Source organism: Synechococcus sp. 1G10, assembly GCF_002252625.1.
Classification (GTDB): Bacteria; Cyanobacteriota; Cyanobacteriia; order PCC-6307; family Cyanobiaceae; genus Regnicoccus_A.
The window spans coordinates 21869-41677 of the sequence record NZ_NQKW01000023.1 but is presented as its reverse complement, the minus strand read 5'-3'; the positions used below and the strand labels follow the sequence as shown (position 1 = coordinate 41677).

The window sequence follows — 19809 nt, the reverse complement described above, 5'->3', positions numbered from 1 at the left end:
AGTCTCTGCCTGAGATGCAATCGGGAATCACGCCGACGTCAAGGGTTCAGCCGTAGCGATGTTCGCTGCGAGCTGTCCTGCCCCCTGAACGCATACATAGCTATTTTGTGGAGGCGTCCAACCGAGGGCCAATCATCAACTCCCCTTGGGCTATTTCTTATGCCATCACTGCGCCGCCAGATTCGTTTTCCAGGGTCTCTGCTCCCTGCCTGCAGAATCATTCTATTGTCTACCTAGTGTTGGATACGGCCAGGAGTCGCTCTTTTCTTTGCTGCGATGCGAAGAGGGGCGATCTCGCATCAGCTGGATTCACCTGGTTTCCCAGAGTTCTCTGGGTTACCCTGCTGATGAGTCGCACCTTCTGGGGATGGACTTCCCAAGGGATTCTCGAGCTCCTCCGCCGTTCTGGAATCGACCGCAACAGTTTCGCTCGTCTGAGAGCCGCTACCGTGACGGATTGACGTCATCGTGGGTGCGCAGCGGCTGCAACCTATCGCAGCGAGGGCAGGGAAATCACCATCTTATCGAGCAGGTCTGGATTGAATCGCTCCGCTCCCTCCTGCTCTCCCGGACTGGCTGGGTGTTTGCCAGTCTTGCCTTGCTTTCCAGCCTTTTTCGAGGAGTCTGGATTGTCAGCTCTGGAAATGGGCATCCTGCTACTCCTTTTGATTCGAATCGGCCAGGTGAGGCTGGTATCGAGCACCTCACGGCCGCCGAGAGCTGAATCGATCCCAAGCCATCATGATCAACGGGCACTGCTGTTCGTGCCCGGGCTCATCTTTTGCTCGCCTCGCAGTTCTCCGCGTTCAACAGTTCACATCCTAATCACGATGTTCTGATGAGGCTGACGCTGTAACAGGTCATTGTCTGCTCGGCTGAAGTCGTCTTCCGGGGATGGCCTGGCCCCGAAACACTCTCCTGCTCGCTGCAATCAGCTTGGAGGTGTTTCTCGATCTGCTGTTGGCACCAAATCCGTGCACCGTGGCGGGAAGCCCAGAGCCGCTTCTCGCAGAGTGCCCGTGAGGGATTCAGGGCTCCACCCTGGAAACCGTGCGGAGCTGCCCCAACTCTTGCCAAAAATCAGCCACTCGCTCTGACCCATCCGCGAAGGGTCAAAGCTGTCGCCAGGAAGCCGACCGTTGCCCAGGCGGATGTGATCGATGCCTGTAGGAGCAGAAACAGCCAGCCGCCGCAAATTTCCCTCACGCCTGGCGGAACGACGCCCCCGCTCATCGTTCGTGGCCTCAGCATGGCAAAGGCTGCGGGTGAGTCCGGCCTGATCCAGTCAGCAACGACATTCAGATGCCAGGCCAGCCATGACGGACCCCAACACGCTGGCCCTGACGCTCACCGGTAGCCGCATCGAGGCGCCCGAGCTGCCGACCCTGTTGCGAGCTGGCGCTCAGCGTGCTGCCACGGTGGTGGCCGATGCGTTCTTGCCCGACGACTATCTGCGGGTCGTGGAGGCCTACGACCTCACTTCAGCCGGACGGTCCGCCGCCACTGTTGAAACAGTCGAGGTGTCCTTGCGCCCCGGACAGGTGGTGGTGCTGGAACTGCCTGATGGCACCACGCTCATCACAAGTGGCGACCGTCTTGAGCAAGAACTCACGCGCGTCACTCCGGAGGCGGTCGAGAAGCGCGGGATCGTTCTCGACAATGTGCGGCCCAGCGGAGCGGCGTCCCGCGGCCTGCTCATCGCCCAGGCGATCAGCGAGGACCTCACCCTCCTCAGCGCCGATGCCGTCTTCAGCTCCTACGCAGCTCAGCTTCAGCCCAGCCTCTCTCCTACAGATGCACTCAGCTGTTGGAGTAACGCCTGCCCCTCGCTGGCCCCCTTCCCCTCCAGCTGGGCCTCGCGGATCAGCAACGGGCAACCGGCTGTGGCCACCACTACGCCAGTGCGTTCAACCAGCTCCAGCACCGTGCCGGGCGCAACTGCCGCGCTATCGCCTGAAGCTTCGCCAGCAAAGGCCGACTCCGCCGGCAGGCCCCAGCGTTCTGCCAGCACGGCCCCCTCGGGGCTGAGCTGATCGGCCAGACGCCCGACCAGCGGTTCGCAGGCCAACAACTTCAGTCGCTTGCCCCGCCAGTTGGTGTGTGCGCCGGGGTGCAGGCCCATCACGCGCCGGTGGATGGTCAGGGCTGGGGCGTTCCAACAGATCGCGTAGTCGTCTTTCTGCAGCAGGCGCGCATAGGTGATGCCCTCCTCCCCCTGGGGCCGCACGCCCAGCTGCCGCAAGCGCTCGGCTTCAGGGCCAGGGCCGGCCGCGGCAATCATGGGCATGGCCTCCACCATCAACTCAGCGGTCAGCTGGCCCAGCCGCGCCCCCAGTTGCGTCGCGTTCTCGAGCAGGCCGATCGTCAGACGCCGCTCCAGCAGCACCGATCCTGTGTCGAGGCCTTGCTCCATGGCCATGACGCCCACGCCGGTCTCAGCGTCGCCTTCGATCAGGCACCACTGAATCGGGGCTGCACCGCGCCAGCGGGGCAGCAGCGAACCGTGACCGTTCCAGCAGCCCAGCGGCGGCACGGCCAGCACTTCGGGGGGCAGCAGTTGTCCGAAGGCCACCACCACTGAGGCCTCTGCCCCCAGGGCCGCCAGCTGGGCCTGCAGCTCAGGTTCACGCCGGATCCGGCTGGGGGTGAACACCGGCAACCCCAGCTCCAGTGCTCTCGCCTTGACCGGCGATGGCACCAGCGCCGAGCCCCTGCCGCGGCGGCGATCGGGCTGGCTCACCACCCCCACCAGCTCATGGCCCGCCGCCACCAGCGCCTCAAGGGACGGCACCGCGTAGGCCGGGGTGCCCCAGAACAGGATCTTCATCCCATGATCCTCAGCCCTCAGCCCTCAGCCCTCAGCCCTCAGCCGTCAGGCGTCGCCGGTGATCGAGAGTTCGTCCACCCACACCAGCGGACAGATTCCATCGGGCGTGATCTTGGCTTGCCCCTCGAAGCCCACCAGGCCCTTGAGCACGGCGCGAATGTCGCCAGCCACGGTGGCGGCTTCGATCGAGCGGGCTTCACCACCCTGGATCAACCAGCCATCGAAGGGGAGGGAGAACGATCCCTGACTGGCCTTGACGCCGGCGTGCAGGGCCGAGAGGGAATCAATCCAGACGATGCCGTCCTGGCTGAAGCGATCGAGGTTCGCCGCTCCCGCCTGCTCGCCTGTGCTGCCCGCCGGGCCGATCTCGAACCAGTGCGGTCCCACCGACACCTTGGCCCCCAGGCCGGCATGGCCGGTGGGGGCCACACCGAAGGCGCGGGCGGTGGCTTCCGAGTGCAGGAAGTTCCGCAGGATGCCGCCCTCCAGCAGAGGCAGCCGTGCCACGGGTGTGCCCTCACCATCGAAGCTGGTAGCGCCGATGTTGCCGGGGTGCAGACCATTGTCGTGGATGGAGAGGAAGGGCACTGCCAGCTGGCTGCCGAGGGAGTCGCGCTGACTGAGGCTGACGCCATCGAGCACGGCGCGGGCATTGAACAGACCGCTGAAGGCGCCGATCAGATCGAGGAAGGCTTCAGGGCTGAACACGCAGGTGTAGCGGCCGGTGGCGATCGGGGCGTAATCGAGATGCTGGATCGTGCGTTCCGCCGCCTCTTCGATGCAGCCGGCCACGTCCAGCTGCTCGGCGCCGTAAGCCAGCCTGACGGCACCACTGCTGCGGGGTTTGCGGCCGTCTTCCTCGGCGCGGGCGTATAGGTAGAGGCTGGCCGTGCTCAGCTGCTGCTCGCGGCAGGCCCCCTCGCTGTTGAGGTAGATCCGCTGGCTGCTGCGCTGGGCCAGACCGTTGTAGGGAACGGTGCTGATGGCGGGATGGCGGCCCAGCAGCTCGGCTTCGGCTTGCTTGAGGGTGTCCAGCAGCTCCAGGATGCCCCTGGGTTCACTGATGGGCTGCTCCAGCTGGGCCAGGGGAGCCGTGGCCAGGGGCGAGAACCCGGGGCTGTCGTCGGGATTGCCGTAGGTGCTGGCGTCACTGGCACCGGCCAGGGCCCTGGCCAGGCCAGCGGGGGAGAGATCGGAGGTGCTGGTGATGCCCACCAGACCGTCGCTGTTCCAGGCCCGGACGGTGATCGAGCTGCGCTGGGCTCCCTTGAGCTGCTTGGCTTCACCCCGGTCCACCTGCACGGAGGTGTCGGTGCTGCAGGCCGCGCCCAGATCCCAGCGGCTCACCCCCAGCTCCGTGGCCAGGGATTGCAGCTGCCCGGCCAGATCACTGGCATGAAGCGCGCTGGGGCGGGCGGTGATGATGTCGGCTCCCATGATCAGCGCCCCCCCACTGTGATGGTGTCCACCTTGATGTGGGGCTGGCCGACGGTCACGAAGATGCTGCCGCTCACCGAGCCGCAGAAGCCCGCGGCCAGCTCCAGATCGTTGGCGCACATCGAGATGCGCGGCATCACTTCCTTGGCCTCGCCGATCAGGGTGGCTCCTTTCACCGGTTTGGTGAGCTGGCCGTCCTCGATCAGGTAGCCCTCTTCCACGGCGAAGTTGAACTGGCCGGTGGGCCCCACACTGCCTCCCCCCATCGATTTGCAGTAGAGCCCACGATCCACCGAGCCGATCAGCTGCTCGGGGGTATGGGGGCCGGCGGCGATGAAGGTGTTGCGCATGCGGCTGGCGGCGGCGAAGTTATGGCTCTGGCGCCGACCGCTGCCGGTGCGCGCATGGCCCGTGCGCAGCTCGCCGGCGCGGTCGGAGATGAAGCGCTGCAGCACGCCGTTCTCGATCAGCACCGTGCGCTGGGGCTCCATGCCCTCGTCGTCCATCGAGAGGCTGCCGAAGGCTCCGTCGCTCAGCCCTTCATCCACGGCGGTGACCGCCTCATGGGCGATGGTGTCGCCCACCTTGTCGGCGAAGGGGGTGGTGCCCCGCTCCACCTGGGTGGTTTCCAGCAGATGGCCGCAGGCTTCGTGGAAGATCACCCCGCCGAAGCGGTTGGCCAGCACCACTGGGTAGTTGCCGGCCTCCACATAGTCGGCGTAGAGCATCGAGCGGGCGCTGCTGCAGAGATCGACCGCCGAGGCTTCCGCATCCCACTGGCGCAGGTCGTCCGGACGACCGGAGCTGCCGTAGCGGCGACCCAGGCTGGCGCGATGATCGCCATCGGCCGCAAGAGCGTTGATCCCCACCGACTGGTGCAGCCGGATGTCACGGGCGAAGGTGCCGTCGCTGGCGGCTACCAGCACTTCCTGCCAGTCACGGGCATAGCTGCCGCGGCGGGCCTGGAGATGATCTCCGTGGCGATCGAGCAAAGCCGTGGCCTCCAGCAGCCGGGCCGTGGATTCATCCAGGCCTGGACACTGCCTTAACCAGTTCTCCTTGCTGGCACCGTGGTCGCGCAGGGCGGCCAGGCCATCGAAACCATGGGCGCCGAGGTTGGCGCGAGTGAGGCCGAGCATCCCAAGGGCCTGATCCAGGGCCTGGAGCAGGCCGGCCTCACTCAGGTCGTTGGTGGAGACGAAGCCGTCTTTGTCACCCAGAAAAACCCGCAGGCCAGCACCGCGGCCGAAAGCCGGACTGACGTTGGTGATGCGCTCCTGCTCTGCCAGCAGCCCGATGTGGTCGGTGCTCTCGAGGAACACCTCCACCAGGCTGGCTCCGGCGGCCGCTCCGGCGGCCAGCACGGTTTCAAGCCGGTCACGCCAGCGTTGATCGAGGCTGTCGCCTGTCAGGGACGTGGTTGGAGTGGCGAGCAAGACGGGTTCAGTGAGGGCCGCCAGGCTAGCCACGCAGACCCTCAACGCACGGCGGGTTGGAACTCCTCGCTGCGGATCGGTGCCATCAGGAACAGCTTGGCCATCTCCAGCCCATTGGCCATCCAGTAGGGGAGCTTGCGCAGGGCCCTGATCGGGGCCGGTCCGCCACTCGCATCGGCCTCACTGAGGACGGCGTTGTTGGTGACGATGCGGTCCAGGCGTGTGTAGAACTTGGGATGCTCCACATTGAGCACCACAGGAAACACGCGAGCCGAGGTTTCGTTGGTCTTGGCGATCACCATCTTGTCGTACTCGCGGGCATCAAGGCCGAGGGCCTCGTAGAACTCCTTGCGGGCCACATCGCGCACATACATGGTGGCGAACACCGCCAGCAGAAAGAAGCGGCACCACAGCCGGGACTGCAGACCACGCACCGTGTCGGGCTGGGCCTTCATCAGGGCGTCGAAGAAGTCGCCGTGGCGGTTCTCGTCCTGGCACCAGTTCTCGAAGAAATTGAAGATCGGGAAGATCTTGCTCTCAGGATGCTTCTGCAGGTGGCGGTAGATGGCGATGTAACGCCAGTAACCGATCTTCTCGGAGAGGTAGGTGGCGTAGAAGATGAATTTCGGCTTGAAGAAGGTGTATGACTTGTTGGCGGTGAGGAAGCCGAGATCCAACTGCAGACCGAAATCACCCATCGACTTGTTGAGGAAGCCGGCATGGCGGGCTTCATCGCGGGCCATGTGCGCAAAGCACTCGGCCAGCAGGGGATTCTTATCCTTGATCCGGCGGCTCAGCTCCTTGTAGAGGAGGAATCCGGAGAACTCTGAGGTGCAGCTCTGCTCGAGAAACTCAACGAACACCTTGCGGGTGTCGGGATCCAGCTTGTCGGCGGCGCCTTCGAACTCCTCGTTGCGCACGAAGTGGTGGCGGTTGTAGTCCTTGCGGAACTCCTCGCAGATCGCTTCAAGCTCCTGCTCGTTGGGCCGCAGATCCATGGCGGCCATCGCCTCGAAATCCGTGGTGTAGAAGCGTGGGGTGAGGATCGTGTCCTTCACCGGCTCCTTGAAGGCCTTGGCCTCAGCGGCATTGGTGCCACGGGTGGCGGTGGCAGCGACGGGGGGCACCATGCGTGCAGGACAGTGGAGTGATCAGCTCATCGTAGGTGGGCTTTCAGCGCACCCGGCCGGGATGTAAAGCCTACGCAGCCAGGTCGTTGCGCTTGAGCTGGTCCGCTCAGTTGGGACCCAGCCACTTCTGGCTGTTGAGCCTGGAGACCACACGCGAAATCAGCAGGGCCAGGGTCGTCTTCTTCTCGTCGATCAGGAACGACTCCAGCAGGCTGGGCTCGCTGCCCGTCTCCGCCACGGCGAAGGTCTTGGCTGAACTGATGCCGGCCTCGGTGAAACAGAGCCAGAAACGCCGGCCACCGGGGAAGGTTCCCTGCACCATCCAGCAGGGGCTGGCCACCACCGGCATCGGCCCCTGCTCAAAGCTCAGCTGGGGGGCGGCTCCGCCGAAAGCCTTGATTTCCTTGATCAGGGCCGGCAGAAACAGCTCAGGGATGAATTCGCCGAACGGTTTGTCTTCCGGAGCCGGCGGCTTGACCTTGACGGCCGCCGGGGCCGGTTTGCTGGCGGCGTCGGCCTTGGTGGGATTCGGTGCGGGGCTGGCGGAATCGCTCACGGGCTGGAGCCTCAGCTCGAAACACTGCGGGCGACTCTAAGCATCTTCCGGTTGGGGAGCTGTCAAATGACGCAGCTTCACCAGTCGTCGCTGGAAGGTGTGTCCCAGCCCTCGGCGTCGCCGTTGCCGGGGCTGGGCGTTGCGGCCGCTGCTGCCGGTGCAGCTGCAGCTCGACCCGGAGCCTCAGCACTGCCGGTACGCAGGACCCTGAAGGGCACCGAGACGGTGGGTGGTGGGTCCTGGGGCGCGCGCTCGGGGCCCGCGTTCCAGGCGGGGGCTTCCTGCCGCGCAGGCCTGGCCCGCCGTTCGGGCATTCCCTCCCAGGGTTCCGGTTCACGCCGGTCGTCGCCGCCGAAACTCTCAACTGATCGGCGCCTCAGCAGCTGATCCGCTGGTTGCTGCAGGGCCAGGGCCGTGAGCACGGCGCTGATGGCGGCTCCACCGCTGGCGGCCAGAGCCATCCAGATCCCGATCGGCAGGGCCGGGGAGGTCCAGATCAACAGCCGCAGGCGGCTGGCGGGGGTGGGGTTCAGGGCCGCCACCAGCAGCACGGCCAGCAGCGGGGCCAGCAGAGGCAGGAACAGGAGGCGTTGCAGCACGGCGGGGATCAGTCCGGGAATGAGACCGGTGGGCGGACTCAGAGGCTGGCCGCGGCGGCCACCGGGCCATCCCAGCGGCGCAGGGAGCCGAGGTCGTAGCCAAGGCCATCGAACACGCGGATCACCAGAAAGTCGACCATCTCCTCCAGGGTGGTGGGGCGGTGATACCAGGCGGGAATCGGTGGAGCGATGCGTGCACCCGCCTCCGCAAGGGCCGTGAGGTTGCGCAGGTGAACCAGGCTCCAGGGCATTTCCCTCGGGGCGATCACCAGGGGGCGTCCCTCCTTGAGATGCACATCGGCCACCCGCTCCACCAGATCGAGGGCCACGCCGCTGGCGATCCGCCCCACCGTTCCCATGCTCGCCGGCAGGATCACCATGCCGCGGGTGCGAAAGCTGCCACTGGCGATTGCTGCTGCCTGATCGTTCCAGCGGTGACAGCGCAGCTGGCCCGTTGTCACGCCCGTGCGCTCCCGCCAAAAGCGGACCTGGAGCTCGGGTTCGGAGGGAATGCGCACCCCCTGCTCTGCCAGCCAGACCCCCAGGGCACCGCGACTGGCCACCAGCTCAACCGTTTCACCGGCCTCGAGCAGCAACTGCAGACCCCGCTCCGCCAGCGGCATGGCGGAGGCACCCGTGACCGCCAGCACCACCGGATCCATCGCTCAGTCCTCCCCCTCGCTGCTCTCCTCGTCGACATCAGGGAGCAGCACCGCCAGATCGATCTGATGGCGTAACGCATCGACGTTCTGGATCTGCACCTCCACCTGATCGCCAAGCATGTAGGTGCGGCGGTTCTTGCGGCCCACCAGGCGGTTCTGGCGCGAGCGGTATTCGTACCAATCGTCCTTGAGTGAACTCACGTGCACCAGCCCCTCCACCTGGGAGGGGGCAATCTCCACGAAGAACCCGTAGCTCTGCACGCCGCTGATCACACCGGTGAGGGTCTGACCCACCAGGGGTTCCGCCGCCCGGGCCTGGGCCATGGCCAGCAGGTCGGACTCCACCTCAGCGGCAAAGCGGACCCGGCCGTTCAGACGCTGCAGCATGGAATCGCTGCGCCCCTGCTGCAACTCGGAAAGCTGGGTCGGGGTGAGCAGGGGCCAGTCGATGGCGCCGTGGCAGCTGGCGCTCGCCAGGTCGACCCGGGTCTTGTGGCGAACGCTGGGGCGGTCCTTGCCCTCGGTGAGCAGGAGCACCAGCAGCTGCTGATTCCAGAGATCGGCGTAGTGCAGCGAGGGCAGGCACCAGGGTGCGTAAGCCGTGGGTTCACCGGCGAGCAGATGGACCTCGGCGCTGTCGCTCAGCTGGATCGGGGAGGTCACCTCACTGAGCTGGCGCTGCAGCACGCGGCTGCGATCGGTGGCAGCGAACGTGGCTGCCAGGTCACGCGGGGCGGGGGCATTGCCGTCTTCGCTCAGCTCGACTGGGATGTCGAGGCCCAGGGCCGCCTTGGCCACCTCGTTGATCTCGCTGCCGTCGGCCGGTGGATTGACGGCAAACAGGGCCGGCAGCCCAAGAGCAGAGAGATGGGCGCCGAGGGCGCGGTTCGCGAGGATCACCAGTTCCCGCAGCAAGGTGGTGGGCTGGTGGTCGGGCAGCTGCACCATCCAGCCCTGACGGCGTTCCTCAGGAGCGGGGATGCTGAGGTCGCCAAGGGAGTCAAGGCTGGGGCGCGGCAGATCCAGTTCAAGAGAGCCACGCTCCAGCCGGTGCTGGCGCAGCAAGGCCGCGACTTTCAGCAGCCGCTCCAGCTGGGGCAGCTGATCCTTGATCGGCTTGAGCGCCGCCGGCACGGTGCGGGCCTTGGGCTTGCGTTCCGCCAGGGCCTGCAGGGCGCTTCCATCGACGACAGCGTCCACCTGAATGCTGGTGAGAGCAAAGCGATAGTCGCTCAGGTCACCTTGTTCGTTGCAGCGCAGCCCCACCGAGACGGCGGCCTGAGCTTCACCGGGTTTGAACGCAGCGGCCTTGCTCAAGGCCGGGCTGAGCAGGGGCAGCCAGCGGCGGCCCAGGCAGATCGATTCCCCCTGCTCCCGTAGCCAGAGGTCAAGGCTGCCGCCAGCAGTGAAGCGTTCCGCCAGCGCCGGCACGTGGACCCACAGGCGCAAGCCCTCATCGCCGTCCTCCAGGGAAATGGCGGGCAGGATCGGGGCTTCGGCGCCACACCAGCCATTGATCACCAGGGTCGGCAGAGCCGTCAGGTCGGTGCGGTCCTTCTCACTGGGGGCCTTGAGGCTGGAGCGAGGCGCGGCCGGCCGCTGGCGCAGTCCATGCTTGGTGAGCAGCAGATCCAGGTCGGCTTCCTCGCCGCCGTTGATCGGCAGGCGCCGCTCCACGTGACCAAGAGGCGGGAACTGCGCCACTGGATAGCGGTCGAGCAGCACTTCCACCACCGACTGCTTCTCGGGGTCCAGGTAGCCGGCGTCGGAGCTCGGCAGCTCCACCGAGGTCAGCAGACGGTCGTCGAGGGGCACGGCCAGGAGCCGGTCGTCCTGCTGCTCCACCTGGGCCAGGAGGTGGGTGGTGGCCCGCTCCAGGATGCATTGAACGCCACCCTCCGGGGAGCGGCGGCGGCCCCCCTCCCGGGTGATGCGCACCAGCACCCGATCGCCGTTCCAGGCGTGATTGAGCTGGTGATCGCGGATGTAGATGTCCTCACCGCCGTCTTCGCGCAGGGCGAAACAGAAGCCCTTGCTGGAGCAGCGGAGACGGGCTTCGATCAAGGTGTCGTCCTGCCGCCGCTGGATGCCGTCCTCGGTTTCAACCAGCACCCCCAGCCGGCTCAGGCCCTCCAGGGCGATGCGCAACTGCGACTTGTCCGGCTTGAGGCTCAGGCCCAGCGCTTTCTCGAGCTTGGCCACCGGCAGGGCATCGGCGGCAGGGAGCTGGTCGAGCAGATGGGCGACCGTGAACTTCATTAAAGGAAACGCGTAGTTGGAGGTGAGGCGCGCGGCATGATGCCGGCAGGGGCGTGCAGCGAAGCCCCGGGGCATCGATGTCTCCATCCACAACTTTACGGAGCGTCGGTTCCTGACCGCAGGATCAGCCTCAGGCCGATCACCAGGAAGCCGAGGGAGGCCGCCAGCTGCAGGGCATCGGTGGGGATCAGGCTGGACAGCGAGCCTCCCGCCAGGGCTCCCAGCAGGCTGGCGAGCACCAGGGCGCCGGCACTGCCGAAAAAGACGGCCAGCGTGTTGTTGGAGGTACCGCTGATCGTCACGATCGTGAGCTGGGTCTTGTCACCCAGTTCGGCCACGAACACGGTCAGGAAGGTGGAGGCCAGGAGAGGGAGCTGCATGGCTTGCCGCGGGGGCTCAGGGGGTCGAAAGATCGAGGACGGGCTGGAGCAGGCCGAAGGTGGCTTGACCCCCCAGCCAGAGGCCAAGGGACACCATCAACACCCCGGAGATCCGCTCCAGACGCTGGGCCGGCAGCACCGCCGCAAGCCAGCGTCCCAGCAGCACACCCGCCAGGCTGGAACAGATCAGAGCCAGGGCTGCCCCAGCAAACACCACGCCGGGCCGACCGGACTCAGCGGAGAGCAAAAGCGCCGCCAGCTGGGTCTTGTCGCCCAGCTCGGCGAGAAAAACCGTGGTGAAAGTGGTGGCGGCCACCGCCACAAAATCCGACGACTCCGGGGTCTCAATTTCATGGTTGGCGCTGGCCTCGGGGCTGGCGCTGGCCTCCGGGCTGGCGCTCGAATCGGAATCGACGGGGTCGCTCATGTCTGGTTCTGGAGCTCGCTGAGGATCGAGGCCGCTGGGTGGCCACCAGGCTGACGGGTGGCCCGCTCGAAGCGACGCATCACAACCGAGCGACCCCCATATTCCTCGCGGATCTGCTGCTGGCAGCAGGCGATCGCAAAGGCTTCCCCCTGCTCGAGCGGTATGGCGAACAGCTGGGCGAGGGCGCCCACCCGGCAGAACTCGGGCCGATCGGCGTAGATGCGGCAGGTTCTTGAGCCCGTGTTGAAGTGGCGGCACCAGCCGTCGGGCCCCACCATCGAGAGATAGAGCTGGCGCTGCTCCTCACTGAGGGCGTCGAGTGCTTCGACCCGTTGCTCCGGGTCAAGACGACAGCAGGCGCCGCAGCCGCTGATGCAGCTCCAGTGGGATCCGGCGCCCATCCGATCGGCTCCAACGGCTGTGACAAGGCGTCACAGTGGCATGGGGACGGCGCTGCCGGGGGCCTGGGTGACCCGTACGCTGAATCCTCGAATTCCTTTATCCGAGCGCCGCATCCATGGGAATCGATTTCCATCTGATCGCCAACTTCCTGGCGCTGGCCCTGATCACCCTGGCGGGCCCGGCCGTGATCTTCATTCTCTTTTACAAGCGCGGCGCCCTCTGATCGGGCTCAGGCCTGAAGCCCAAGGGCCAGGGCTGCCTCATCGATGAGTGCCCGCACATAAGCAGGCTGATCCAGCGCCGGGAGCTCCACATGGAGTTCCCGACCTTCTTGATTGCGGATCAACACGCCATCCCCCTGACGCCGGCACCAGTAGGAACGCTGGCGCCGTTTGAGCAGCACATCTCCGCCACCACTGCCGCGCAATCCCACCAGGTCCAGTTGCAGGCGCTCCTCCCCCTGCCAGCTGTCGCTACGCAGGCGGTAGGCCACATCCACCAGCTCCGGCACAGTGCCCTCTCCCTGCCAGCGCCAGGCAATCGCACGCAGGTGGCTGCCCTGTTGCTCCAGCTCCAGTTGAAGGTGGCCGCCGCGCAACAGCCGCTGGCTGAGCACCCGGCAGGAGTGGCTCCAGAACATCGGTGTCGGCAGCCCTGTCCCCAGGGGCTCCAGCCGCTGCAGATCGCGCCAGAAGCCACGGCCGATTCGGTTCAGGGCCAGGCAGGCTTCCGGCTCCACCGGCGAGCCGCCGCCCCGGTCGCCCAGCCAGATGGCCGCCAGTCCGTTGAGCTGGTCATGCAGATGCGCCAGCCGCTCGGCTTTAACGGTGAAGCCACCGGCGGCGGGATGGCCGCCATAGCGCTCCAGCAAGGCGCCGCAATGTCTCAGGGCCTGATCGACCGCAAACCCCCTGGGTGCCCGCACCGAAGCCCTCAGCCTGCCGCACCCTTCACCGGCGAGCAGGGCCACTGGCAGGCCGTAGCGCTCCACGAGCCGGGCGGCCACGATGCCGATCACGCCATGATGCCAGTGGGTCTGGGCGAGAAGGACAAAGGGGCTGGGTTCGGGGCCATCGGCCTCCACCAGGGCCACCGCCTCCGCCTCGATTGCCTCACAGAGCTCACGCCGCTGACGGTTGAGGGCCTCGCAGTCCTGTGCCAGGGCCATGGCGCGGTCGCGGTCGCCGGTGGTGAGCAGATCCACCACGAGCGCCGGATCGCCCAGCCGCCCCACGGCATTGATGCGCGGCGCAAGTTTGAAGGCCACCGCGGTGGCATCGAGGGGCTCCTCGCCCAGTCCCGCCAGCCGTTGCAGCGCCTGCAGTCCGGGCAGGGGTGATGCATGCAGATGCCTGAGGCCATCCCGCAGCCAGCGCCGGTTGACCCCCAGCAGGGGGGCCATGTCGGCCACCGTGCCGATGCAGAACAGATCGAGGGCCATGGCGGTGGCGTCGGCGCGACCCAGCTCCGTGGCCAGCGCCATCGCCAGCAGATAGGCCAGCCCGACCCCCGCCAGGCCCCGGTAGGGGGAGCCAACAGGTGTGCAGGCGGGATGGAGCAAGGCCAGATAAGGCGGCGGCTCGGCGGGCAGGCTGTGGTGGTCGGTGAGGATCACCTCCAGCCCAAGATCCCTGGCTCGATCGAGGGCCTCCCGGGCGGCTATGCCGTTGTCAACCGTGACCAGCAGGCGCACCCCCTCCCCCCAGAGGCGTTCCACCATGCCGGCATTGAGGCCGTAGCCCTCCTCCTGGCGGCTGGGGATGGCGGCCTGTGGCCGTGCCCCCAGCCGCTCCAGTACCCCCACCAGCAGGGCGGTGCTGGTCATGCCGTCGGCGTCGTAATCGCCGCAGATCGCCACCGGCTCCGCCGCGGCGCAGGCCCGCACCAGCCGCTGCACCGCCACGGTCAGATCGGCGAAGTGCAGCAGGGGATCGGGGGCGGCGGGGGGCTCCAGCAGCTCGGCGATCGCCTCAGGGCTGTCGAAACCCCGCCTGCGCAGCACCGCCAGCAATTCCGGTGGCAGCCCCAGGGCCGCCATCCCCCTGGCCTGGGCTTCATCCTCGATGGTCGGCAGGGGTGCTGGCAGTTGCCAGCGTTGCTCGGGCGGAGTGAAGGGCAGGGGAACCTCAGGGATAGGAACTCATTCTGATCGGCTGGCCACCGGCTTCTAGCTTGGATCGATGCAAGCCCGTGCTGCCCAGGGTCCCCTGCGCGCCCTGCTCTGGGACGTGGACGGCACGCTGGCCGAAACTGAACTTGACGGCCACCGGGTCGCCTTCAACCGGGCCTTTGCGGAGCTGGGTCTCCCCTGGCAGTGGGACCGCTCCACCTACATCGAGCTGCTGGCGATCAGCGGCGGGCGTGAGCGCCTGCGCTGGTTTTTCCTGCACCAGCAGGGAAAGGATCCCGAGGCGACGTTGTTGGAAGCGTTGCACAAAAGCAAGCAGGACCACTACCGCGAGCTGGTGGTGGCTGGTGAAGTGCGGCTGCGCCCCGGGGTGCGGCGCCTGATCGAGGCGGCGGCGGCGGCTGGTCTTCAGCAGGCGATCGTCACCACCAGTGGCCGCGAAGCGGTGGCCGCCCTGCTGGAAAACCAGCTCAGGGAGCAGAGCCGGCTGCTGCCGCTGCGGATCTGCGGAGAGGATGTGAGCGCCAAGAAACCTGATCCTGAGGCCTACGCCCTGGCTTTGCAGCGCCTGGATCTTGACCCCGCCCAGGCTGTGGCCCTTGAGGATTCCCCTGCAGGACTGGCGGCGGCCACCGCAGCCGGTCTGCGCTGCCTGGTGACGCTCAGTGCCGCCTTCAGCCAGGACGCAGCCTCGATGTTCAATGCCGCCTCCAGCCTCACCGATGGCCTGGGTGAGGTCACGGCTCCCTCCAGAGTGCTGCGGGGCCCCGCTTGTGCCGCCGGCATGATCACGCTCTCCTACCTGGAGCAGTTGTCACCAGTGCCATGAGCCCGTTGCCCGTGCAATCCACCCGGCTGCAGCAGGCCCTGGAGAGCAGCGGCCGCACGGTCCTTTCCGGATGGCGTGGCAATTGGCGCCACCGCAGCCTGGCGCTGCTCGCCCTCCTGCTCGGCTTGTTTGCCGGCAACAACGTCACCTCCTTTGTGCTCTACCAGCTCGGGCCACGCCCCCTGGTGGTGCTGCTGCTGGTGGTGCTGGTGGAACTGGTGGCTCGCCTGCGCAGCCACTGGGTGCGCGGTGAACCCTCCCTGGGCTGGGTGCTCTGCGACAACCTGCGCATCGGTGTGGTCTACGCCGTGGTGCTGGAAGGGTTCAAGCTCGGCTCGTGAGCGGCCGCCCCTGGCCCTGGGGCTTCCCGCCGGAGCCTCACCGCCAGCTGCTGATCGGCTGCGGCGTGCCTGATCCCCTCGCCTGGGAGAAGGAGTGGCAGCAACGTCTCGGCGCCTGGCAGGGGCCGCCCCATCCCAGCGTGCTCTGGGGCCTGATCCTGCCCCTGCTCAGCTGCTGCCTCTCCAGATTTGAAGGCGGGGAGGCCGGCTGGCGCCCCCCGCTGCTGATCGGGCTGAACGGGCCGGTGGGGGCAGGCAAGACCACCATCGGCCGGGTGCTGCAGCAGTTGGCCCCCAGCCTCGGACTGCGTCTGGCAGTGGTCTCGATCGATGACGCCTACTTCCCCTTTGAGCAGAGGCTGCAGCGGCTGGCGGGCAATCCCTTCGGGGTGAGCCGCGTGCCGCCCGGCAGCCACGATCTGCCCCTGTTGCTGGAGTGCCTGCGGCGCTGGCGCTCGGGAGAGCCGTTGCAGCTGCCCCGTTTCGACAAACGCCTGCGCGCCGGTCAGGGGGATCGGGCCGGCTGGCACCGCTTTGAGGCCGTCGACGTGCTGGTGCTGGAGGGCTGGCTGGTGGGCTGCCGGGCTCTGGGGGAGAACGCTCTCTCCACGGCGATGGCCAGGCCCTTGAAGGAGTGGAGCAGCCCCCTGAGTGCTACTGAACTGGCCTGGCTGCCCCGCTGGGACCGCGAGTTGCAGACCTATCAGCCGCTCTGGGATCTGCTTGGTGGGCTCTGGTTGCTCAGGCCCAGTCGCTGGAGTCTGCCGTTGCGCTGGCGCCTTCAGGCCGAAGCGCGTCAACGCCGCTCAGCCGGCCAGGCACTCCAGGCATCAGACGTGGCCTGCATGGTGCGAGCCACCCTGGCGTCTCTGCCCCCTGAGCTCTATCAGGACGGTCTTGCGACAGCGCCTGGATCCTCAGCCACCACCGCGGTGATCAGACTCGACGGCAGGCGACGCTGCATCTGGAGCGGGCCGGCTCAGCAAGCGTCTTGACCTGGCTATCCGACCAGGGGAGACTGAACCAGATGGCTTGCAAATCAGATTCGCTCTCGAGAAACCGATCCAGCTGCCGCTGTGATCCTTGATTTGTGCGAGCAGCGTGATCTGAGCAGGCCTCAGCTCTCGGTGTCTTCGGCGGATTCGTCGATCGGATAGACAAAGCCCTGGGCCCGGCCACTCAACACTGCCTTGCCCAGCGACATGGCCTTCCGAGCGGCAACGGTTGCCTTCGCCTTCCAGTGGGCATGGCGCTGGTTGCGCTTGCCCTTGGAGGTTTTCTTCTTGGGAACAGCCATCCCGTGCGATCAGCCAAACAAAGATCTTCCGCCGTCGTGAGGCCTTTCGTCAAATCGCTAAGCTCACTCCAGAAGCAGAACCCTGTGAGCAGCCCGCATCCGGTGCTCCCTCTTTGGCCAGAGGGTACCCCTGCTGTCCTGGCCGCGGCACCGGCTCAGCCGGAGTCCAACCCCACCCAGACCCCGAACCCAACTCCGACAAGGGAGGGGGGTCTGATGGGTCGCCTGATGCGCCAGCCTGAACCGATTCCGTCTTACAGCGAGCTGCTCACCCTGATCAAGGGGGGAACAATCAAGGAGCTGGAGCTCTCACCCCGGCAGCGAGAGGTGCAGGTCCAGTTCAAGGACGGCCGCAGCATCCGGGTGCCTGTCTTCGCCAACGATTCGCTGTTGCTGCGCACGGCCGAGCAGAGCCGCGTTCCGCTCACGGTGCGTGATGACCGCCAGGACGACGCCACCGCCGGGCTGTTGGTGAACGTGCTGCTGGTGGTGCTGCTGATGGGTGGACTCACCCTGCTGCTGCGACGCTCCTCCCAGGTGGCCAGCAAAGCGATGGGTTTCGGCCGCAGCCAGCCCCGCCTTCAACCGGAGGGCTCGGTGGGCGTCCGCTTCGAAGATGTGGCCGGCATCAATGAGGCCAAGGCTGAACTTCAGGAGGTGGTGAGCTTCCTGCGCCAACCGGAGCGGTTCACCGCCCTTGGAGCCAAGATCCCCAAGGGGGTGCTTCTGGTGGGACCGCCTGGAACGGGCAAGACCCTGCTGGCCAAGGCGATCGCCGGCGAGGCCGGGGTTCCCTTCTTCTCGATGGCGGCCTCGGAGTTCGTGGAGCTGTTCGTGGGGGTGGGTGCCAGCCGGGTGCGCGATCTTTTCAAAAAGGCCAAGGAGAAAGCACCTTGCATCATTTTCATTGATGAGGTGGACGCGGTGGGACGCCAGCGCGGTGCCGGCATCGGTGGCGGCAACGACGAGCGGGAGCAGACCCTCAACCAGCTGCTCACGGAGATGGATGGCTTCGAGCAGAACTCTGGCGTGATCCTGATTGCGGCCACCAACCGCCCGGATGTGCTCGATGCGGCTCTCACCCGCCCGGGGCGCTTCGACCGCCAGATCCAGGTGGACCTGCCCGACCGCCGGGGCCGCGAAGCGATCCTCGCGGTTCATGCCCGCAGCCGCCCCCTCGATCCCTCCGTGTCACTGAGCACCTGGGCGGCGCGCACCCCCGGCTTCTCCGGGGCTGATCTGGCCAATCTGCTCAATGAGGGAGCCATTCTCACCGCCCGCCGCCAGCGCAGCAGCATCGACGACCAGGCGCTCAGTGACGCCCTGGAACGCATCACCATGGGCCTGGCGGTTGCCCCTCTGCAGGACAGCGCCAAGAAGCGCCTGATCGCGTACCACGAGATCGGTCATGCGCTGCTCAGCACCTTGGTTCCCCACGCCGACAAGCTCGACAAGGTGACCCTGCTGCCCCGCTCCGGTGGTGTCGGCGGCTTTGCCCGCACCATGCCGGATGAGGAGATCCTCGATTCAGGACTGATCAGCAAGGCCTACCTGAGGGCCCGGCTGGTGGTGGTCATGGGTGGCCGCGCCGCTGAAATGGTGGTCTTCGGTCCGAGCGAGATCACCCAGGGTGCCTCTGGTGATCTGCAGATGGCCACCCGCATCAGCCGGGAGATGGTGACCCGCTACGGCTTCTCTCCCCTCGGTCAGGTGGCCCTGGAGGGGGATGGCCATGAGGTGTTCCTGGGTCGTGATCTGATCCACACCCGCCCCAGCTACGCCGAATCCACCGGCCGCCAGATCGACCTTCAGGTGCGTCAGCTCTCCCAGCAGGCCCTGGACCAGGCCTTGGCTCTGCTGCGCCCCAGACGTGCCCTGATGGATGAGCTGGTCGACCGCCTGATCGAGCAGGAAACCCTCGGTGGCGATGACTTCCGCGCCATCGTTGACGGCTTCGAAGCCAGCGGGGCCTGTCCTGCCGAGGCTGGTTCCCAGGCGGCCCTGCCGGTGGCTGGCCTCGCCTGAGCCAGAAACTGAGATCTGCTCAGGACTGATCAGGTGAAGCGGATGTCGAGGCTGCGCAGGTAGGTGTGCAGGGCGGCGTCCTGGATCGGCAGCAGCAGGGCGTCCTCACCGCTTTCGTTCACGTGGCCGTGCCAGTGGCCGGGTGGGGTCACGAAGGCCGCGCCCGGCTCCCACTCCATCCTCAGCGGGTTGCGAATCCTGCCGTCAGGATTGAGCTCGGGTCCCGAGAGAGTGGCGCAGCCCGGGGCGCAGGCGATCACCAGGTCCAGGGCCACCGACTGGTGCCGATGGGGGGGCTGAACAGCCCCTGCAGGCACCAGCCCGTACATGGCCCAGAGGGTGTGGGTCACCGTGCGGCTGGCAGGAAGATCGCTGTTGGCCAGCAGCAGGCTGAGCCGGTTGCTGCGGGCGCTGCTGGGATCCGCCGCCAGGGCAGCCAGTTCCCGCCGCAGCCATTCGCCCGGGTAGTGGGTGGCCTCGAAACGGGGCTGATCGGCGCTCACCCCCAGGTGGCTGAGCAGCGGGGCGTCATGGACCCAGTAGAGAACGCTCTCCTCCCTGGCTTCCAGCTGGGCAGCCTCCCCACAGGGCAACACGAACAGATCCCCCTGGCTCCAGTCCTGATCCACTGCGCCGCCCAGGGCGCCCGCCGGCCGCCGACACCGGCCGGCGCCGCGCCAGACGTAAAACAGGAAGCTGGTGGCGTTGGCCCCGGCGCTGATCGACTCACCAGCCAGGATGCGGATGAAGTTCGCGCTCAGGGCCGGGCTGGTGGCCGGACTGCGGCAACCCAGCTCCCGGCTCAGATCCAGGGGAAGGATGGCGCTGGGGCCGCTGGCGTGCAACTCCGGTCCCCAGCGCCCTTCGGGAATCGGTTCGGTCAGGCCCCGTCGCACCGGATTGGCGGCCTGGCGGTAGTCGAAGAGCTGGGCCTTGCCGGCAGGAGCCATCGAGAGGGCGGCTCTCTCATCAGGCCGCGAGGCCACCAGGGCTTCGGGAGCTTGGGTCATGGATCCAGCCGCACGGGATGTGCGCTGAGCCTATGGAGGATGCCCACCCGATTGGGTGCTTGCG

The 19809-nt window shown here is 66.9% G+C and carries 19 protein-coding genes; 5 read left to right on the top strand and 14 right to left on the bottom strand.

Annotated features, from left to right (window positions below; translation table 11 throughout):
- Positions 1-1771: 1771 nt before the first annotated feature.
- The 11 genes from fmt to CJZ82_RS14760 all read right to left on the bottom strand — a co-directional run bounded on the left by fmt (position 1772) and on the right by CJZ82_RS14760 (position 12114).
- Complete coding sequence (gene fmt / locus CJZ82_RS14810; RefSeq protein WP_094556534.1) at positions 1772-2827, bottom strand: methionyl-tRNA formyltransferase; 1056 nt, start codon at positions 2825-2827, stop codon at positions 1772-1774.
- Positions 2828-2872: 45 nt separating this feature from the next.
- The gene (locus tag CJZ82_RS14805) at positions 2873-4264 is read right to left on the bottom strand and encodes a TldD/PmbA family protein (RefSeq protein ID WP_094556533.1); all 1392 of its coding nucleotides are present in this window, start codon (positions 4262-4264) and stop codon (positions 2873-2875) included.
- Positions 4265-4266: 2 nt separating this feature from the next.
- Positions 4267-5700: a TldD/PmbA family protein gene (locus CJZ82_RS14800; RefSeq protein WP_198949803.1), complete on the bottom strand. Its 1434-nt coding sequence runs from the start codon at positions 5698-5700 to the stop codon at positions 4267-4269.
- A gap of 41 nt (positions 5701-5741) precedes the next feature.
- Positions 5742-6830, bottom strand: coding sequence for a magnesium-protoporphyrin IX monomethyl ester (oxidative) cyclase (gene acsF / locus CJZ82_RS14795; protein ID WP_094556532.1), 1089 nt, complete (start codon positions 6828-6830; stop codon positions 5742-5744).
- Positions 6831-6936: 106 nt separating this feature from the next.
- Positions 6937-7386 carry a DUF2996 domain-containing protein gene (locus CJZ82_RS14790; RefSeq protein WP_094556531.1) on the bottom strand — a complete coding sequence of 150 codons (450 nt, stop codon included), beginning with the start codon at positions 7384-7386 and terminating at the stop codon, positions 6937-6939.
- 77 nt (positions 7387-7463) lie between these two features.
- The gene (locus CJZ82_RS14785; protein ID WP_094556530.1) at positions 7464-7985 is read right to left on the bottom strand and encodes a hypothetical protein; all 522 of its coding nucleotides are present in this window, start codon (positions 7983-7985) and stop codon (positions 7464-7466) included.
- A 38-nt stretch (positions 7986-8023) separates the two neighbouring features.
- Positions 8024-8647: a flavin prenyltransferase UbiX gene (locus CJZ82_RS14780; protein ID WP_094556529.1), complete on the bottom strand. Its 624-nt coding sequence runs from the start codon at positions 8645-8647 to the stop codon at positions 8024-8026.
- 3 nt (positions 8648-8650) lie between these two features.
- Positions 8651-10906, bottom strand: coding sequence for a ribonuclease R family protein (locus tag CJZ82_RS14775; protein WP_094556528.1), 2256 nt, complete (start codon positions 10904-10906; stop codon positions 8651-8653).
- Between the two features lie 95 nt (positions 10907-11001).
- Positions 11002-11286 carry a TMEM165/GDT1 family protein gene (locus tag CJZ82_RS14770; protein WP_094556527.1) on the bottom strand — a complete coding sequence of 95 codons (285 nt, stop codon included), beginning with the start codon at positions 11284-11286 and terminating at the stop codon, positions 11002-11004.
- A 16-nt stretch (positions 11287-11302) separates the two neighbouring features.
- Complete coding sequence (locus CJZ82_RS14765; protein WP_094556526.1) at positions 11303-11713, bottom strand: TMEM165/GDT1 family protein; 411 nt, start codon at positions 11711-11713, stop codon at positions 11303-11305.
- Complete coding sequence (locus CJZ82_RS14760; protein ID WP_094556525.1) at positions 11710-12114, bottom strand: YkgJ family cysteine cluster protein; 405 nt, start codon at positions 12112-12114, stop codon at positions 11710-11712. Before CJZ82_RS14760 ends, CJZ82_RS14765 begins: the two co-directional genes overlap by 4 nt.
- 116 nt (positions 12115-12230) lie before the next feature.
- Here CJZ82_RS14760 and psb30 point away from each other — a divergent pair, with 116 nt between their 5' ends.
- Positions 12231-12338 (top strand): photosystem II reaction center protein Ycf12/Psb30, encoded by a 108-nt coding sequence (gene psb30 / locus CJZ82_RS14755; protein ID WP_006170631.1) that lies wholly within the window; start codon positions 12231-12233, stop codon positions 12336-12338.
- 6 nt (positions 12339-12344) lie between these two features.
- On the opposite strand, the gene recJ is transcribed toward psb30, so the two are convergent.
- A complete protein-coding gene (gene recJ / locus CJZ82_RS14750) occupies positions 12345-14153 on the bottom strand; it encodes a single-stranded-DNA-specific exonuclease RecJ (RefSeq protein WP_094556524.1) in 1809 nt (602 codons plus the stop codon).
- A gap of 142 nt (positions 14154-14295) precedes the next feature.
- Between recJ and CJZ82_RS14745 the strand changes: the two genes are divergently transcribed.
- Genes CJZ82_RS14745 through CJZ82_RS14735 form a run of 3 tightly spaced genes read left to right on the top strand, consistent with a single transcriptional unit; the run spans position 14296 to position 16408 of the window.
- Positions 14296-15072 carry an HAD-IA family hydrolase gene (locus CJZ82_RS14745; protein ID WP_094556523.1) on the top strand — a complete coding sequence of 259 codons (777 nt, stop codon included), beginning with the start codon at positions 14296-14298 and terminating at the stop codon, positions 15070-15072.
- Complete coding sequence (locus CJZ82_RS14740) at positions 15069-15413, top strand: DUF565 domain-containing protein (protein WP_094556522.1); 345 nt, start codon at positions 15069-15071, stop codon at positions 15411-15413. The genes CJZ82_RS14745 and CJZ82_RS14740 overlap by 4 nt, the downstream gene beginning before the upstream one ends.
- Complete coding sequence (locus CJZ82_RS14735) at positions 15410-16408, top strand: hypothetical protein (RefSeq protein ID WP_094556521.1); 999 nt, start codon at positions 15410-15412, stop codon at positions 16406-16408. Before CJZ82_RS14740 ends, CJZ82_RS14735 begins: the two co-directional genes overlap by 4 nt.
- Before the next feature lie 122 nt (positions 16409-16530).
- On the opposite strand, the gene rpmF is transcribed toward CJZ82_RS14735, so the two are convergent.
- Positions 16531-16710 (bottom strand): 50S ribosomal protein L32, encoded by a 180-nt coding sequence (gene rpmF, locus CJZ82_RS14730; RefSeq protein ID WP_094556520.1) that lies wholly within the window; start codon positions 16708-16710, stop codon positions 16531-16533.
- A gap of 216 nt (positions 16711-16926) precedes the next feature.
- Between rpmF and ftsH the strand changes: the two genes are divergently transcribed.
- Positions 16927-18735: an ATP-dependent zinc metalloprotease FtsH gene (gene ftsH / locus CJZ82_RS14725; RefSeq protein WP_094556519.1), complete on the top strand. Its 1809-nt coding sequence runs from the start codon at positions 16927-16929 to the stop codon at positions 18733-18735.
- Between the two features lie 29 nt (positions 18736-18764).
- Here ftsH and CJZ82_RS14720 read toward each other — a convergent pair whose 3' ends face one another.
- Positions 18765-19745: a cupin gene (locus tag CJZ82_RS14720; protein WP_198949802.1), complete on the bottom strand. Its 981-nt coding sequence runs from the start codon at positions 19743-19745 to the stop codon at positions 18765-18767.
- Positions 19746-19809 lie beyond the last annotated feature (64 nt).